Source organism: Enterobacter quasihormaechei, assembly GCF_004331385.1.
Taxonomy (GTDB): domain Bacteria; phylum Pseudomonadota; class Gammaproteobacteria; order Enterobacterales; family Enterobacteriaceae; genus Enterobacter; species Enterobacter quasihormaechei.
On the sequence record NZ_SJON01000001.1, the window covers coordinates 50,967 to 67,770 of the forward strand.

The 16,804-nt window shown below is 55.5% G+C and carries 15 protein-coding genes; 10 read left to right on the forward strand and 5 right to left on the reverse strand.

The features are described from left to right. Positions 1-94: 94 nt before the first annotated feature. Genes tauA through tauD form a run of 4 tightly spaced genes read left to right on the forward strand, consistent with a single transcriptional unit; the run spans position 95 to position 3,504 of the window. A complete protein-coding gene (tauA, locus tag E0L16_RS00250) occupies positions 95-1,057 on the forward strand; it encodes a taurine ABC transporter substrate-binding protein (protein ID WP_131636052.1) in 963 nt (320 codons plus the stop codon). A 10-nt stretch (positions 1,058-1,067) separates the two neighbouring features. Continuing rightward, a complete protein-coding gene (gene tauB, locus E0L16_RS00255) occupies positions 1,068-1,835 on the forward strand; it encodes a taurine ABC transporter ATP-binding subunit (protein ID WP_131636053.1) in 768 nt (255 codons plus the stop codon). Continuing rightward, positions 1,832-2,659 (forward strand): taurine ABC transporter permease TauC, encoded by an 828-nt coding sequence (gene tauC / locus E0L16_RS00260; RefSeq protein ID WP_107534776.1) that lies wholly within the window; start codon positions 1,832-1,834, stop codon positions 2,657-2,659. The genes tauB and tauC overlap by 4 nt, the downstream gene beginning before the upstream one ends. Then, entirely contained in the window at positions 2,656-3,504 is an 849-nt protein-coding gene (tauD, locus tag E0L16_RS00265; RefSeq protein ID WP_102749794.1) for a taurine dioxygenase, read from the forward strand. The genes tauC and tauD overlap by 4 nt, the downstream gene beginning before the upstream one ends. Before the next feature lie 59 nt (positions 3,505-3,563). Here the strand turns inward: tauD and olsF are convergent, their stop codons facing one another. Next, a complete protein-coding gene (gene olsF / locus E0L16_RS00270; protein WP_131636054.1) occupies positions 3,564-5,264 on the reverse strand; it encodes a bifunctional ornithine lipid synthase OlsF in 1,701 nt (566 codons plus the stop codon). A 73-nt stretch (positions 5,265-5,337) separates the two neighbouring features. After that, positions 5,338-6,312, reverse strand: a complete 975-nt coding sequence (gene hemB / locus E0L16_RS00275) for a porphobilinogen synthase (protein ID WP_063869123.1) — start codon at positions 6,310-6,312, stop codon at positions 5,338-5,340. Between the two features lie 452 nt (positions 6,313-6,764). Here hemB and E0L16_RS00280 point away from each other — a divergent pair, with 452 nt between their 5' ends. Together E0L16_RS00280 and E0L16_RS00285 are read left to right on the forward strand one after the other, a co-directional pair. Continuing rightward, positions 6,765-9,539 carry an autotransporter outer membrane beta-barrel domain-containing protein gene (locus E0L16_RS00280; RefSeq protein ID WP_131636055.1) on the forward strand — a complete coding sequence of 925 codons (2,775 nt, stop codon included), beginning with the start codon at positions 6,765-6,767 and terminating at the stop codon, positions 9,537-9,539. 89 nt (positions 9,540-9,628) lie between these two features. Beyond that, positions 9,629-10,255: a helix-turn-helix domain-containing protein gene (locus E0L16_RS00285; RefSeq protein ID WP_131636056.1), complete on the forward strand. Its 627-nt coding sequence runs from the start codon at positions 9,629-9,631 to the stop codon at positions 10,253-10,255. A gap of 2 nt (positions 10,256-10,257) precedes the next feature. On the opposite strand, the gene ampH is transcribed toward E0L16_RS00285, so the two are convergent. Then, positions 10,258-11,418 carry a D-alanyl-D-alanine-carboxypeptidase/endopeptidase AmpH gene (gene ampH / locus E0L16_RS00290; protein ID WP_063451732.1) on the reverse strand — a complete coding sequence of 387 codons (1,161 nt, stop codon included), beginning with the start codon at positions 11,416-11,418 and terminating at the stop codon, positions 10,258-10,260. A 351-nt stretch (positions 11,419-11,769) separates the two neighbouring features. Here ampH and sbmA point away from each other — a divergent pair, with 351 nt between their 5' ends. Continuing rightward, positions 11,770-12,990, forward strand: coding sequence for a peptide antibiotic transporter SbmA (sbmA, locus tag E0L16_RS00295; protein ID WP_131636057.1), 1,221 nt, complete (start codon positions 11,770-11,772; stop codon positions 12,988-12,990). Between the two features lie 12 nt (positions 12,991-13,002). Continuing rightward, a complete protein-coding gene (locus E0L16_RS00300; protein ID WP_107534780.1) occupies positions 13,003-14,100 on the forward strand; it encodes a DUF1615 domain-containing protein in 1,098 nt (365 codons plus the stop codon). Here the strand turns inward: E0L16_RS00300 and E0L16_RS00305 are convergent, their stop codons facing one another. Beyond that, complete coding sequence (locus E0L16_RS00305) at positions 14,101-14,403, reverse strand: DUF2755 family protein (protein ID WP_131636058.1); 303 nt, start codon at positions 14,401-14,403, stop codon at positions 14,101-14,103. It abuts the gene before it with no gap. Between the two features lie 247 nt (positions 14,404-14,650). Between E0L16_RS00305 and E0L16_RS00310 the strand changes: the two genes are divergently transcribed. Further along, positions 14,651-14,872, forward strand: a complete 222-nt coding sequence (locus E0L16_RS00310) for a DUF2754 domain-containing protein (RefSeq protein WP_063869114.1) — start codon at positions 14,651-14,653, stop codon at positions 14,870-14,872. Between the two features lie 3 nt (positions 14,873-14,875). Here the strand turns inward: E0L16_RS00310 and ddlA are convergent, their stop codons facing one another. Then, entirely contained in the window at positions 14,876-15,973 is a 1,098-nt protein-coding gene (gene ddlA / locus E0L16_RS00315) for a D-alanine--D-alanine ligase (RefSeq protein WP_131636059.1), read from the reverse strand. Positions 15,974-16,077: 104 nt separating this feature from the next. Between ddlA and E0L16_RS00320 the strand changes: the two genes are divergently transcribed. Then, positions 16,078-16,761 (forward strand): extensin-like domain-containing protein, encoded by a 684-nt coding sequence (locus tag E0L16_RS00320; RefSeq protein ID WP_131636060.1) that lies wholly within the window; start codon positions 16,078-16,080, stop codon positions 16,759-16,761. The last annotated feature ends 43 nt before the right edge of the window (positions 16,762-16,804 follow it).

A 16,804-nucleotide genomic window follows, 5' to 3' on the forward strand; every position in this document is an offset into this window, starting at 1 on the left:
AAAACGAATCGTCATTAGCGATGCTTTTTTATTCCTTTATCAAAATTCTCTCGCCGGAAATACTGCCCTTATAACAACAAGGGGAGCAGAGAGTATGGCTATTTCATCGCGGATCACGTTACTCGGCGCGCTGGCGCTGTGGGCATTTCAGGCGCAGGCGGTGGACGTCACCGTGGCGTATCAGACTTCCGCGGAACCGGCGAAAGTCGCGCAGGCGGATAACACCTTCGCCAAAGAGAGCGGGGCAAAAGTCGACTGGCGCAAGTTCGACAGCGGCGCGGCGATTGTGCGGGCGTTAGCCTCGGGCGACGTGCAGATTGGCAACCTGGGCTCCAGCCCGCTGGCCGTTGCCGCCAGCCAGCAGGTACCGATTGAAGTCTTCCTGCTGGCGTCGCAGCTCGGAAATTCAGAAGCGCTGGTGGTGAAGAAAACCATCACGAAACCCGAAGAGTTGATCGGTAAACGCATCGCGGTGCCGTTTATCTCCACCACGCATTACAGCCTGCTGGCCGCGCTGAAACACTGGGGCATCAAGCCGGGGCAGGTGCAGATCATTAACCTGCAACCACCGGCGATTATCGCAGCCTGGCAGCGTGGCGACATTGACGGAGCATACGTCTGGGCGCCCGCCGTCAACGAGCTGGAAAAAGACGGCACCGTGCTGACCGACTCCGAAAAAGTGGGGCAATGGGGTGCGCCAACCCTTGATGTCTGGGTAGTGCGTAAGGACTTTGCCGAAAAACACCCTGAAGTGGTGAAAGCCTTCGCCAGAAGCGCCATCGACGCCCAGCAGCCGTACATCAATAACCCCGATGAATGGCTGAAACAGCCCGCCAACCTGGAGAAACTCTCACGACTGAGCGGCGTGCCGGAAGCAGACGTGCCGGGGCTGGTGAAAGGCAACACCTATCTGACGCCGGCTCAGCAGATCCAGCAGCTGAACGGGCCGGTAAGCAAAGCGATTGTCGACACCGCAACGTTCCTGAAAGAGCAGGGCAAAGTGCCTGCGGTGGCGGCGGATTACAGCCAGTTCGTGACCGATCGCTTTGTGAAGTAAGGAGGCAGCGATGCTGAACATTACAAACCTGTCTGCCGATTACGGCGGCAAACCCGCCCTGGAAGAGATCAACCTGACGCTGGACAGCGGTGAACTGCTGGTCGTGCTGGGGCCGTCCGGCTGCGGGAAAACCACGCTGCTGAACCTGATCGCCGGGTTTGTACCGTATCAGCACGGCACGATTCACCTGGAAGGGAAACGGGTCACGGGGCCGGGCGCAGAGCGCGGCGTGGTCTTTCAGAACGAAGGGCTACTGCCGTGGCGAAACGTACAGGAAAACGTTGCGTTCGGTCTGCAACTGGCTGGCGTGGCGCGTGAACAGCGCCTGAGTACGGCGCGCGACATGTTAAAAAAAGTCAGGCTGGAGGGGGCTGAAAAACGTTTTATCTGGCAGCTTTCGGGCGGGCAGCGCCAGCGCGTCGGGATCGCCCGTGCGCTGGCGGCCAATCCACAGCTGCTGCTGCTGGACGAACCTTTCGGGGCGCTTGACGCCTTCACCCGTGAGCAGATGCAAATCCTGCTGCTGCGCCTGTGGCATGAAACCGGCAAGCAGGTGATGTTAATTACCCACGATATCGAAGAGGCCGTGTTTATGGCGACGGAGCTGGTGCTGCTCTCTCCGGGGCCGGGACGCGTGCTGGAGCGCCTGCCGCTTGAATTTGCCCGACGCTATGTTGCGGGAGAACCGGTGCGCAGCATCAAATCCGACCCGCTGTTTATCGAAAAACGGGAATACATCCTGAGCCGCGTGTTTGAGCAGCGGGAGGCCTTCTCATGAGCATTGTCTTCAGTGAAAAACCGCGGCGGGCGCGCCTCGCCTTACGCTGGCCGTTCTCTCGCCGCATCGCCTTAAGCGTCGGCACGCTGGCGGTGTTGCTGGCGGTATGGTGGGCGGTTGCCGCTCAGCAGTGGATCAGCCCGCTGTTTCTGCCGCCGCCAGGCCAGGTTCTGGAAAAACTGATGACCATCGCCGGGCCGCAGGGCTTTATGGATGCCACCCTCTGGCAGCATTTAGGCGCCAGCCTGGCGCGTATTCTGGTGGCGCTGCTGGCGGCGGTGATGATTGGCGTTCCGGTGGGGATCGCGATGGGGCTGAGCCCGACGGTGCGCGGCATTCTCGATCCGCTGATAGAGCTTTACCGGCCCGTTCCGCCGCTGGCTTATCTGCCCCTGATGGTGATCTGGTTTGGCATCGGCGAGACGTCAAAGATCTTACTGATCTACCTGGCGATTTTTGCGCCGGTCGCGATGTCGGCCCTGGCTGGCGTAAAAAGTGCGCAACAGGTACGCATACGCGCGGCGCAGTCGCTCGGTGCCAGCCGCGCGCAGGTGCTGCTGTTCGTCATTTTACCGGGCGCGCTGCCGGAGATATTGACCGGGCTGCGCATTGGCCTTGGGGTGGGCTGGTCTACGCTGGTGGCGGCAGAGCTGATTGCCGCCACGCGCGGGCTTGGATTTATGGTGCAGTCGGCGGGAGAGTTCCTGGCGACTGACGTGGTACTGGCAGGGATCGCGGTGATCGCCGCGATCGCCTTTGGATTAGAACTGGGACTGCGCGCGCTACAGCGTCGCCTGACGCCCTGGCATGGAGAAATACAATGAGTGAACGTCTGACGATTACCCCGCTGGGGCCGTACATTGGCGCGCAGGTGTCGGGCCTGGACGTAACCCGTCCGCTGAGCGATAACCAGTTTGAGCAGCTGTATCACGCGGTGCTGCGCCATCAGGTGGTGTTCCTGCGCGATCAGGCCATTACCCCGCAGCAGCAGCGCGCGCTGGCCCTGCGCTTTGGCGACCTGCATATCCACCCGGTCTACCCCCATGCGGAAGGGGTGGAAGAAATTATCGTGCTGGACACCCATAACGATAATCCGCCCGATAATGACAACTGGCACACGGACGTTACCTTTATCGACACACCGCCAGCCGGGGCCATTCTGGCAGCAAAATTACTGCCAGAGACCGGCGGCGATACGCTATGGGCGAGCGGCATTGCGGCGTTTGAGGCGCTCTCCGCGCCGTTCCAGACCCTGCTAAGTGGCCTGCGGGCAGAGCATGATTTTAAAAAATCGTTCCAGGAGTATAAGTACCGTAAAACGGAAGAGGAACATCAGCGATGGCTGGATGCGGTCGCAAAACACCCGCCGCTGCTGCACCCGGTGGTGCGTACCCATCCGGTGACCGGCAAGCAGGCGCTGTTTGTGAACGAAGGGTTCACCACGCGCATTGTGGACGTAACGGAAAAAGAGAGCGAGGCGCTGCTCAGCTTCCTGTTTGCGCATATCACCAAACCGGAGTTTCAGGTGCGCTGGCGCTGGCAGGAGAACGATCTGGCGATCTGGGATAACCGCGTCACGCAGCATTACGCCAATGCGGATTACCTGCCGCAGCGAAGGATTATGCAGCGGGCGACGATCCTGGGGGATAAGCCGTTTTACCGTCCATAACCCGTCGTTTCCGCAGTTCATGCAGGCCGGGTAAGGCGTAGCCGCCACCCGGCAATGGGCTACAAATGGGCCTCAATGTACCGCTGATAGCGGTTCGCCTTCAGATAGCACAAATCCACCAGCACCAGCCCGTCCACGCAGTTATTGAACGCCGGATCGCTGCCGAAATCGATAAACTGCACGCCGCCTGGCTCGCATAGCTCGGAATACTGTTTATAAAGCGGCGGAATGCCGCATCCCAGATTGCCAAGCAGGGATTTCAGCTTTGTCAGGTCGTCCACGTAATCCACTCCGCCAAACTGTGCCAGCACGTCCGGAAGTGAGGCCGGGTAGGGTTGACGCGAGGCGGCTAAGGGATGGCTGGCCGGAAACCAGAGGCGATAAAACGCCACCAGCAGATCCCGTGCGGCAGGCGGTAAGCCGCCGGAGATGGACACCGGGCCAAACAGGTAACGGTAGTGTGGATAGCGCGCCAGATAGGCGCCAATGCCTGACCACAGATAGTCCAGACCGCGACGTCCCCAGTAGCGCGGCTGTATAAAGCTGCGCCCCAGCTCAATGCCGTGTTCCAGTATGTCCTGCATTTTTTCGTCGTAGTGGAACAGGCTGTAGCTGTACAACCCGTCAACGCCGCGCTTTTCAACCTGCATCGCCGTCGGCATAAAGCGATACGCGCCGACAATTTCCAGATCGTCATCATCCCAGAGGATCAGGTGCAGATAGTCATCATCGTAGCTGTCCATATCCCGGCGCTTGCCGCTGCCTTCTTCCACGGCACGAAAGGCAATCTCGCGCAGCCGTCCCAGCTCGCGCAGAAGAGGTGCCTCCTCCTGCCCGTTGCGCTGCCACAGGTAGATGGTTTTACCATCGCTGGTTTTGCCCAGACACTCGGCCTGCGCCAGTTCGCGCTTCAGCGTGGCCCGATCTTCCGGGCGGGCAATGGCGCACTGGGTTTTAAAGACGCCAGGCAATCCCTTGCCAAGTCGTATCACGTGCTGACGGCACTGCTCGGCCATTTCACGCGATGAAAGGGTAGCGCTAAACCTGTCATTCCAGGCAATCTGCTGGCCGATTTTGATCGGCAGCTGGCTGTGACGACGGCGAAACATCTGTTGCATCAGCAGCAGCATGGATATCGTGGGCGATATCAGCGTGCTGGCATAAAACAGCAGGCTGTTGTGCGCCTGAATATGTACCGGGAGTAACGGCACCCGCAGTTTGCTGGCCAGCTTGATAAAGCCCGGATGCCATTTTTTATCGCGGATGCCTTTGCGCGTTGGGCGGGAGACTTCGCCTGCCGGGAAGAAGATCAGCACGCCGGCGTTTTGCAGGTGCTGCTCCATCTGTATCAGCGAGGCTTTTGCGGTTTTTCCGCCCATGTTATCCACGGGGATAAACAACGAACTGAGGGGCTCAAGGTGGGACAGCATCCGGTTGGTGACAACCTTGACGTCGCGGCGTACGCGCGAAACGGCGTACAGCAGCGCCAGCCCATCCAGGGTGCCGGTCGGGTGGTTAGCTATCACAATGAGTGGGCCGTGTTCGGGGATTTGTTCAAGATCGCGGGCGGAAACGGTGCAGAGAATATCAAGGTGTTCCAGAACCTGCTCCACCATATCCAGCCCTTTCAGGTGACGGTGGCGGGCGGCAAACTGCTGAAATTCGTCTTCGTGGAGCAGTCTTTTTAACAGACTTTTTTGCCAGGGTGCGGGCCTCGCCTGAGGCCAAAGGTCATCAAGAACGCTGTCGAGACTAAACATTGATCACTCCTCCTGCCGTCTTGCCCAGACAGTAGAAGGAGGAGATGTCGGTTGTATTGCAGTTTGGTGAAGATTAGCGGAGGATTTTTTTCTCGGCCAGATCCAGCGCGAAGTAGCTGAAGATCAGATCCGCGCCCGCGCGCTTGATCGCCCCCAGGCTTTCGAGGATCACTTTCTCTTCGTCAATGGCACCCGCCTGCGCGGCGAATTTGATCATCGCGTACTCGCCGCTCACCTGGTAAGCGCCCAGCGGCAGTTCAGTGCGTTCGCGAATGTCGCGCAGGATATCCAGATACGCGCCGGCCGGTTTCACCATCAGACAGTCTGCGCCCTGAGCCTCATCCAGCAGGGATTCACGAATCGCTTCGCGGCGGTTCAGCGGGTTCATCTGGTAGGTTTTACGATCGCCCTTCAGCGCCGTGCCCGCCGCTTCACGGAACGGGCCGTAGAACGAAGAAGCGAATTTGGTGGAGTAGGACATAATGGCGGTGTCGGTAAAGCCTGCCGCATCCAGCGCCTGACGAATAGCCTGAACCTGTCCGTCCATTGCCGCCGACGGCGCAATGAAATCCGCACCCGCAGCGGCGGCAACCACCGCCTGCTTGCCGAGGTTCAGCAGGGTCGCATCGTTGTCCACGCCGTGATCGCACAGCACACCGCAGTGGCCATGAGAGGTGTATTCGCAGAAGCAGGTATCGGACATGACGATCATCTCCGGCACGCTCTCTTTGCAGATACGCGACATGCGGGCCACGAGGCCATCTTCCTTCCAGGCATCGCTGCCGGTGGCGTCGGTGTGGTGGGAGATACCGAAGGTCATCACCGAGCGGATCCCCGCGTTAGCAATGCGTTCAATCTCGCGGGCCAGATGCTTCTCAGGAATGCGCATCACGCCCGGCATCGCGTCGATGGCTTTGTAGTCATCGATCTCTTCTTCAACAAAAATCGGCAACACCAGATCGTTTAAGCTCAGTGTTGTCTCTTCAAACATGGCGCGCAGTGCGGGTGACTTGCGCAGGCGACGGGGACGTGCAATTAAATCGGTCATGGTATGCCTGATGTTTGTGGAACAAAGAGGTATAGTGTACCTGAAAGCGGGAAGCGGTGTTTTACTAAAGTTGTCTTTTAGATTTTCGAAATCGACTAATATTCTTCACATGTATTTTGTCTATATTATACGTCTTATTATGGGGTTTAACGTGGTGTGAAATATTGGCGAAGCTTCTATATTAGATGGAGGTTATAACTATTAATGATTTATTGTATTTTATTATAGGTATCGAACCGACCGAAGTGGTTTGCAATTAGTTGAATTTATAATATTTATTCATACTGATTGATATTGTGCTGGGTTTTTAAGCTTAGTTGTCTGGATACGGACTTAATTGAATCATTCATTGAACCTTTTCGAAGTGAAACTGCATAATTCTTTCCGCAATTAAACATTGCCAAATGATTTGATGGACAAACTTGCTTACGTCCCTGAGGAGGGATGACCCAATGCAAACATGGAAAAAGAAACTGGTTGTATCACAACTTGCATTAGCCTGCACACTGGCTATCGCTTCTCAGGCCAATGCGAAAGATATATCCGGCACGACCTATAATACTTTTGGATATGACAATACTGCGTCTACTCCCTGGTATTATGGTTATGCTGACTGGGATTATTCAGATGCCACACATGATGGTGACATTTATCCGGTCATCAATAAATCAACCGTAAACGGTGTTATTTCGACTTACTATCTGGATGATGGTGTCAATGGCCGTGCGAACGCGTTGAGTATTTCTAACAGCACCATTAACGGCATGATCACGTCAGAGTGTATGACCACGACGTGTGCAGATGGCGTGGATACGGACGGCACCAGCCATACCCAGTACGATCGTTTTAGCCTGACCGTTGATAACTCCACCATCAACGATGCCTACGAGCATTACGCGTATGATGTCGTTAATGGCGAGAATACTGAAACGCATTATCTGGACACCTATGGTCTGGGTAACGCAATTACCCTGGACGTTGAATCTGATATCGTTATTCAGAACAACTCCCACGTCGCGGGTATCACCCTGACGCAGGGTTATCAGGAACTGGATAACACTCCGTACGACGGCGTTGAAGGCGTTGCTAACAGCAGCAATGTCTTTACCGATACGCTGGTGGTGAAAGACTCCGTGCTGACCTCTGGTGCGTACAGCGATCTGGGCACCAACGGGTTCTACGGTCAAACGGCGAAGCCGAGCGACTACGGTGAAACCAACGCCTCGGCTGCGGATGATGCGGCGCTGATCGTTGCGGCCGGCGCGTCTGATAACGCCATGCAGACCACCGCGACCTTCGATCACTCTACCGTAACGGGTGACATTCTTTTCTCCAGCACCTTTGATAACAACTTCTACGAGAATGGCGATCCGGCAACGGATACCACTGAAGATGGCGTCTATAACCCAACCACCAACGGCTGGGACGGTACCGATACACTGGATGTTACGCTGACTAACGGCAGCAAGTGGGTCGGTGCAGCGCAGTCCAGCGTAGAAGCTATCGGCACTGCGCAAATGTATGGCCAGGGCTACAGCAACGTAGACTGGCACGCGTTATCGCCGAATAGCATCTGGCCTGATTCTACCTTTGACAGCAACGGCCACGTTGCCGGTGAAGAGGTGTACCAGAGCGGGCTGTTCAATGTGGCGCTGGATAACGGTTCCGAGTGGGATACCCGCAAGGTTTCTAACATTGATACGCTGACGGTGAACAACCAGTCTCAGGTCAATGTTGAAAACTCCGGCCTGCTGGCGGATTCAATCACCCTGACCAATGCTTCAACCCTGAATATTGGCGACAGCGGGGCCGTAGCCACCGACAGCCTCTATCTGGACAGCTATAGCCGTGCGGCACTGACCGAAGAAACCGCTGAACTGTATGCCAACACCATCACCGTGGACAACGGCGCAGAGCTGGCGCTGGGTCTGGGTCAGGTTGATACGCACAACATGGTGCTGACCGATGGTGGTGTGCTCAACGTTGCCAGCCGCGATTATGTGCTGAACAGCGACCTGAACAACGCACGCTACATCACCAACGATCGTTACAAAGCGGAATACGACTATGGTGTTGTCGCGCTGAACTCTGACGGTCATCTGGCGGTGAACGGTGACGTTGCTGGTAACTATAAAGTGCGCATCGACGATGCCACCGGTGCAGGCTCCGTTGCTGATTACGAAAACAAAGAGATCATTCGCGTCTATGACAATAACGCGGATACCGCAGCCAGCTTTACTGCCGCAAACAAAGCCGATTTAGGTGCTTACACCTATCAGGCGCAGCAGAAGGGTGACACCGTTGTTCTCCAGCAGAAAGAGCTGACTGACTACGCCAACATGGCGCTGAGCATTCCTTCTGCTAATACCAACATCTGGAATCTGCAACAGGATACCGTGGGTACGCGTCTGACCAACAGCCGTCACGGCCTGGCAGATAACGGCGGAGCGTGGGTGAGCTATTTTGGCGGCAACTTTGACGCGGATAATGGCACCGTTAGCTACGATCAGGACGTAAGCGGCATTATGGTCGGTCTGGATACTCAGATTGACGGTAATAACGCGAAGTGGATCGTCGGTGGTGCGGCTGGTTTCGCGAAGGGCGATATCAGCGATCGTACTGGTCAGGTCGATCAGGACAGCCAGACTGCGATGATCTACGCGTCTGCGACGTTTGCGAACAACGTCTTCCTCGACAGCTCACTGAACTACACCCGCTTTAACAACGACCTTTCTGCAACCATGAGCAACGGTCAGTATGTTGACGGTGACACCACCTCTGACGCTGTTGGCTTCGGGATGAAGCTGGGCTATGACTGGAAACCAAACCTGTCAGGCTACATCACCCCTTACGCGGCGGTATCTGGTCTGTTCCAGTCAGGTGACGACTACCAGCTGAGCAACGACATGCGTATCGATGGTCAGTCTTACGATAGCATGCGTTATGAACTTGGCCTGGATGCGGGTTATACCTTCAACTACGGTGGCGAGCAGGCGTTAACGCCATACTTCAAACTGGCGTACGTGTATGACGATGCCGACAACGAGGCGGATATCAACGACGACAGCATTGATAATGGCGTGGAAGGCTCTGCGGTTCGCGTAGGTCTGGGCACCCAGTTCAGCTTCACGAAAAACTTCAGTGCATACACTGATGCGACTTATCTGGGCGGCGGCGACGTTGACCAGAACTGGGGAGCAAACCTGGGTGTGAAATATACCTGGTAATACAGAAAGCGCGGGGGATTTTGCCCCCGCTTTTTTATGTGCTTTAAAAATAATAAAGAACCGACATATACAGATGACTTGAGGTATGCATGAACGTTAATGCGAAACCACTTTCTGAATTAAGCCGGCTCATAAAGTGTCTGGAAGTCGCCGGTACCCCATTTAAGAGCGAACCACAGCAATTAATAACTCCCGGCAATAATGATGATGAACCATTGACCTTTGTAATACAGTCCGGCATGACAGCCGTCCACCGTAAATCAGACGAATTACTGGTGGGTATTGCACGAGCACCGTATATTCATGGTTTAAGTGCATGGATAAATGACAGCTATCTTGAATATTCTCTGATAGCACAAACACCTTGCGCCGGATTTTATTTACCAGCCTCTACTGCGTGCCAGCTTATTCAGGAAGCACAGCTTTGGCAAGAAGCCTTCTGCTGGCTGTCCTGGCTAAACCATATACTGGGAAAACGTGATATACAACTGGTCGGAAATAATTCCTATAGCCAAATACGGGCAATGCTGATCAATATGGCAGAGTGGGATGACGCGCTACGTTCAAAAATTGGTGTTATGAATCATATTCAGCGTAGCACGCGGATTTCTCGTTCGGTCGTTGCGGAAGTGCTGGCGGCGCTGCGACAGGGCAACTACATCAATATGAGCCGGGGCAAACTGATCAGCATCAACCGTTTGCCCACGGACTATTGAGATCAGTTAGAGGCCGTAAGAACCTGCGCTTTATTGGCGCTGAGCTCGGCCACCAGGTTATTTACGCCATCACTCATATTCACGAAGCGGGTGTTCGGCGACCGGGTGACCACCACAAAAGCGCCTACGTTTGATTGCGGAATCATCGCCATGTAGGTGATGAATCCGCCACCCCCACCGGTTTTTTGAATAATACCCGGGCGGCCCTCTTTTGGTGCCATGTACACCCAGCCCATACCGAGAGCATCGGCTTTACCGGGAACGTCCATACCGATGACGCGACGTAACTGGGCACGCTGGTAGATAAGCGTCTGCATCCGGTCAGCCTGATTGCTGCGCGCGTAAAAATCCGAGGAGAGGAACTGCTGCATCCAGCGCATCATGTCGCCGGGCGTTGAATAAACCCCACCGCTGCCGATAGCGGCCAGCGTGTTGTTACACGGGCTGGCCCCTTTTTCCGCCACCATCAGTCGCTTGCACTGGTCCGGAGATGGAGTGTAAGTGGTATCTTTCATCCCCAGCGGACGCGTGATCTGCTCTTCAAACAGTTGAGGGTAAGGCTTGCCTGATGCCGACGCTAAGGCATCAGCCAGCAGATCAAACGCGAGGTTAGAATAGCCGGCCTGCGAGCCCGGAGCCGATTTCAGGGTAGCGGTGCTCAGGTAATTCCAGCGCTGTTCGCGGGTTGGCCAGACAAAAACAGGGCGATGCGCGGCGCCACCAGGCTGTTCTCGCGGCAGGGCGCTGGTATGGGTCGCCAGGTTCACCAGTCTGATCGGTGTGCCCTGATATGTCGGCACGCGCGCGCCGGGTGGGGCATATTTGCTGAGCGGATCGTCAAGTTTCACCACGCCCTGATCGAGTAATTTCACCAGCATTTCACTGGTCATCAGCTTGGTTATCGACGCGACGCGGATGACGGAATCCAGCTGCGGGCGAACATTATTTCCCGGTCGTGTTTCACCGAAGCTGCGAAACACCCGCTGGTTACCGTCGATCACGACCAGCGCCATTCCCGTCGCACCGCTGCCGTAATAAATCAGGTTCGCGTAGCGATCGGCAATGTCAGAGGCCAGAACCGGGGCCGTCAGAGGCTGGGCTGCCTGGGCGGTGGACAGGGTCACCGCACACAGCGCGGCGAAAGAGAGCAGACAACGTTTCAACGAAAAGCATCCATCAAGTGAATAAGGAGAGTTACGGGTATTTATACTACTAATCGGCGTCGGGCAATGGCCCGATTTGCATAACGATAGCGAGAAAAACGTAACCGTGGGTAAATTTGAACAATTTACTTGCGGCCAGACTCCCATTTTGTGACATCGACCGTATGATAGACGCTACGGTTGCTGTTGCGAATGAAACGCACCGAAACAATTCTCGAAAACGGGAAAGCGAACTAATAATTCACCCGCAGGTCTGACTTTTTTGCCTGAGCCGGGCGGCTGGCACAGGCAAGGTTTCGCGTGGCGATATGTTGAACACAGCAACAGCCATAACAACAAGAAGGAAGCACAATGTTTAAGTCATTTTTCCCAAAGCCGGGGCCTTTTTTCCTGTCGGCATTTATTTGGGCACTGCTGGCTGTCATTTTCTGGCAGGGCGGTGGCGGCGCGTGGCTGACCCGTCTTACGGGGGCAACGGGCGAGATCCCCATTAGCGCAGCGCGCTTCTGGTCCATGAGCTATCTGCTTTTCTACGCTTACTACCTGCTCTGCGTAGGGCTTTTTGCCATGTTCTGGTTCATCTATTCTCCTCACCGCTGGCAATACTGGTCGATTCTCGGCACGTCGTTAATCATCTTTGTCACCTGGTTCCTGGTGGAAGTGGGCGTGGCGGTCAACGCCTGGTATGCGCCGTTTTACGATCTGATCCAGACGGCGCTGAGTTCGCCGCATAAGGTGACCATAAACCAGTTCTACCATGAGGTGGGGATCTTCCTCGGCATCGCCCTTATTGCCGTGGTGATCGGTGTGATGAATAACTTTTTCGTCAGTCACTACGTGTTTCGCTGGCGTACCGCGATGAACGAACACTATATGGCGCACTGGCAGCACCTGCGTCATATCGAAGGTGCTGCACAGCGTGTGCAGGAAGACACCATGCGTTTTGCCTCTACGCTTGAAGATATGGGCGTGAGCTTTATCAACGCCATCATGACGCTTATCGCCTTCCTGCCTGTGCTGGTGACGCTCTCGTCGCACGTTCCGGAGTTGCCGATTGTCGGGCATCTGCCGTATGGCCTGGTGATTGCCGCGATTGTCTGGTCGCTGATGGGAACGGGGCTGCTGGCTGTCGTGGGGATCAAGCTGCCGGGGCTGGAATTTAAAAACCAGCGCGTGGAAGCGGCCTACCGTAAAGAGCTGGTGTATGGCGAAGACGACGCCAACCGTGCGTCACCGCCTACCGTGCGCGAGCTGTTTGGCGCCGTACGTCGTAACTACTTCCGCCTCTATTTCCATTACATGTATTTCAATATCGCACGCATTCTTTATCTTCAGGTGGATAACGTTTTCGGGTTGTTCCTGCTGTTCCCGTCCATCGTTGCGGGTACGATCACGCTCGGTCTGATGACCCAAATCACCAACGTCTTTGGTCAGGTTCGCGGTTCGTTCCAGTACCTGATAAGCTCCTGGACTACGCTGGTGGAGCTGATGTCCATCTATAAACGTTTACGCAGTTTCGAGCGTGAGCTGGACGATAAGGACTTGCAGGAAGTCACCCATACATTAGGTTAAAAAGGAATTGCTATGCCATTTGCCGTACCACGTGGATTACCGCTGACGTTACTCGCTGCCTTCGTGCTGGCGGGCTGTGCCGATAAAGGGGCCGCCCCGCTCAAAGAAGGCGAGAAGCCCGTTGATGTGGCAAGCGTGGTGCGGCAAAAAATGCCCGCCAGCGTGAAGGATCGCAGCGAGTGGGCTGATGCGCTGGCAACGACCTTCAAAAGCCAGAAGATTGCGCCTACCGAGGAGAATATCTGCTCGGTGCTGGCGGTGGCGCAGCAGGAATCGATGTATCAGTCAGATCCTGTCGTGCCTGGCCTGAACAAAATTGCCTGGAAGGAGATCGACCGCCGGGCCGAATCGATGCATATCCCGGTTTTCCTGGTGCATACCGCCCTTAAAATCACCTCGCCAAACGGTAAAAGCTACAGCGAACGGCTGGATACGGTGAAAACTGAGAAACAGCTGAGCGCCATTTTCGACGACCTGATCAGTATGGTGCCGATGGGGCAGAAGCTGTTCGGTTCGCTGAATCCGGTGCATACCGGCGGCCCGATGCAGGTCAGTATCGCATTTGCGGAAAAACATACCGACGGCTATCCGTGGGATATCGACGGTACGGTGCGTCAGGAAGTCTTCTCCCTGCGCGGGGGTCTGTGGTTTGGAACGTATCATCTGCTGAATTATCCGGCCAGCTACGATAAACCGCTGTATCGCTTTGCGGACTTTAACGCGGGCTGGTATGCCAGCCGAAATGCAGCCTTCCAGAATGCGGTGAGCCGCGCCAGCGGTGTGAAGCTGGCTCTGGACGGCGATCTCATTGCTTACGGCAGCAGCGAGGCGGGCACCACCGAACGTGCGGTGCGTAAACTCTCGACGAAGCTGGAGATGAGCAACAGCGATATCCGCCGTCAGCTGGAGAAGGGCGATAGCCTGGCGTTTGAGAAAACGGATTTGTATAAGCAGGTCTTTGCGCTCGCCGAGAAGAAAAGTGGGAAGGCATTACCAAGAGCCATTCTGCCGGGCATTCAGCTGGAAAGCCCGAAAATCACGCGTAACCTGACGACCGCCTGGTTCGCAAAACGCGTGGACGATCGTCGGGCTCGCTGTATGGGACTGTAATCAGTGGCGGTGGCGCCAGCGCAGGACGAGTGCAATGACGCCCAGCACCATGCTGCCCGCGAGGAAGGGGATGAGCCCGAACACGGTGCTCACGCCTAAACCGATTTCAACGCGCGGGCGGCCGGTATCCTGAACCTGCATCAGGTGCTCATACACGCCAGGAGCGTGAACCAGCATATTCAGCAGTTGGGTTCCTGCCCAGAAGCAAAACAGAACAAACAGGGCATAGGCAATGTTCCCCGCAGTGGAGGTTTTTGGTTGTTTTCCGCCAAAAATCGGTTTCGACAATGTAAAGTCTGCCATAAGACCTCCCGAAAATATCACTCTGTTTTAATACGCGTCGTACAGAGTGAGTGTGACAGGTCATAGCATTTGTCAATATCAGAATCGTGGGAAAGTCGGCTCAGGATTCCTCCTGGATTGTCGATTTATGCATCATGTCACAAATTGATAACATAAGTGAAACTGTGCTGCATTTCAGAATTTACGTATCCGCCACAGACGTCTTCAGTAAACTGTGAGAGGATGGTTTTTTTCTGCCGGAGTTGTCATGAAGCTCACTTCCAAACTACGCCGTGACTGGCATTACTACGCCTTTGCGATCGGGCTGATCTTTATTCTTAATGGTGTTGTCGGGCTGCTGGGCTTTGAAGCGAAAGGCTGGCAAACCTATGCGGTGGGGCTGGTAACCTGGGTCATCAGTTTCTGGCTGGCGGGATTCATTATCCGTCGTCGTCCCGATGAGACGACGACGGCAGAGAACGTCGAGTAACCGTTAGTTCATCGAACTTTTCAGGGCGCTGTCAGCGGCGTGACGTTCCAGCGCCAGTTCAATCAGGCGGGTGATCAGTTCCGGATAGCTTATCCCGCTGGCCTGCCACAATTTCGGGTACATGCTGATATTGGTAAAGCCCGGCAGGGTGTTGATTTCGTTAATCACTACCTCGTTATCCGGCGTCAGGAACACGTCGACGCGGGCCATCCCGCAGCATCCCAGCGCCTGATAGGCTTCAACGGCGATCGCGCGGATCGCGTCGTTAACATCGGGATCGAGCGCGGCGGGCACCACAACCTGGGCACCTTTGTCGTCAATATATTTGGTGTCGTAGGAATAGAAGTCGCTGCTCAGAACCACTTCACCGCAGGTGCTCGCCTGGGGGAAATCGTTGCCCAGGACAGCGCACTCGATTTCGCGACCTTTAATTCCCTGCTCAACCACCACCTTATGGTCGAATTCGAAGGCCAGACGAACGGCATCGTTAAACTGCGCTTCGCTGGTCACTTTACTGACGCCCACGGAAGAGCCCTGATTCGCGGGTTTCACGAACAGCGGCAGGCCAAGCTGCGCCTGGATCTGCGCGAAGCTGTGTTTATCGCGGTTGGCACGCGTAAGCGTCACGAACGGCGCAATGTTCAGACCGGCGTCGCGCAGCAGACGTTTAGTGACGTCTTTATCCATGCAGGCGGCAGAGCCAAGCACATCGGAGCCGACAAACGGCAGGTTCGCCATACGCAACATCCCTTGCAGGGAACCGTCTTCGCCCAGCGTGCCGTGAACGATGGGGAACACTACGTCAATCTGTGCCAGCGCCTGCGCGTTCCCGGCATTAATAAGCTGTCCCTGTTCCACGCCCGGCACCGTTGCGACGCTGATATCAGAAGGATTAAGGGCAATGTGCGCCGGATCGTCAGCATGTAGCAGATACTGGCTGGCATCGTTAACATGCCACTGGCCCTGTTTATCAATGCCCAGCAGCACCACGTCAAAACGGCTTTTATCAATCGCATCAACGATATTTTTAGCCGATTGCAACGACACCTCGTGCTCTGCCGATTTTCCCCCAAAGACAATACCTACGCGCTGCTTTGCCATCTCACTCTCTTCCAGTCTGACGAAAAGCCAATAACATACCACGATGCCCGGCGGGTTTCGCGGCCTTCTGCCATAATGTTTTAAGGGATGTTGAAGGGGGGCGCGTGAGAGGAAAAGGTCTGCTTATTCTTATCGTTATTGCCGGGATCGCCGCGGTGGGCTACCGCTGGTTGCCGCCGTATTACAATCCTTTCGTGCCGCTTACGCTTGACGATCCGCCCGGAAAAATAACCCAGTTTAAACTTCGGCGCTTAACGCCGCAGGCGTGCGAAAATCTGTTAGCGCAGGCGAATCAACGCCAGCTTATCCGTACCCAGGCTGTTGCTGACAGCGCCGGGGAGTGCCCGCTAAGTAACGTGGTGCGCGTGCGCGATTTTGGCCCCGTCAGCCTGAACGGCAGCTTTCTTGCCAGTTGCCCGCTGGCGTTAAGCTCGGCGCTGTTTGTCAGCCAGCAGGCCCGACCGCTCACCAAAACCTGGACGGGAAGCGAGCTTACGCGCATTGAACATCTGGGCAGCTTTGCCTGCCGCAATATCTATAGCCGCCCGGATGCGCGGCGCAGTGAACATGCCACGGCGGATGCGCTGGATATCAGTGCCTTCCGGCTGGCAAACGGACAGCGCGTTACCATCCTCAATGGCTGGAAAGCGGAAAAGACGCAGCCCTGGCTACAGGCGCTGCTGTCGGCAAGCTGCGGCTATTACGGTAACGGTCTGGGGCCGAACTATAATGCCGCCCATGCCAACCATTTCCATTTGGGGATGCGCGGTTACGGAATGTGTCGATGAAGCATAATCTTCCACCGAAAAGTGGATAAATTGTGACTTGTTT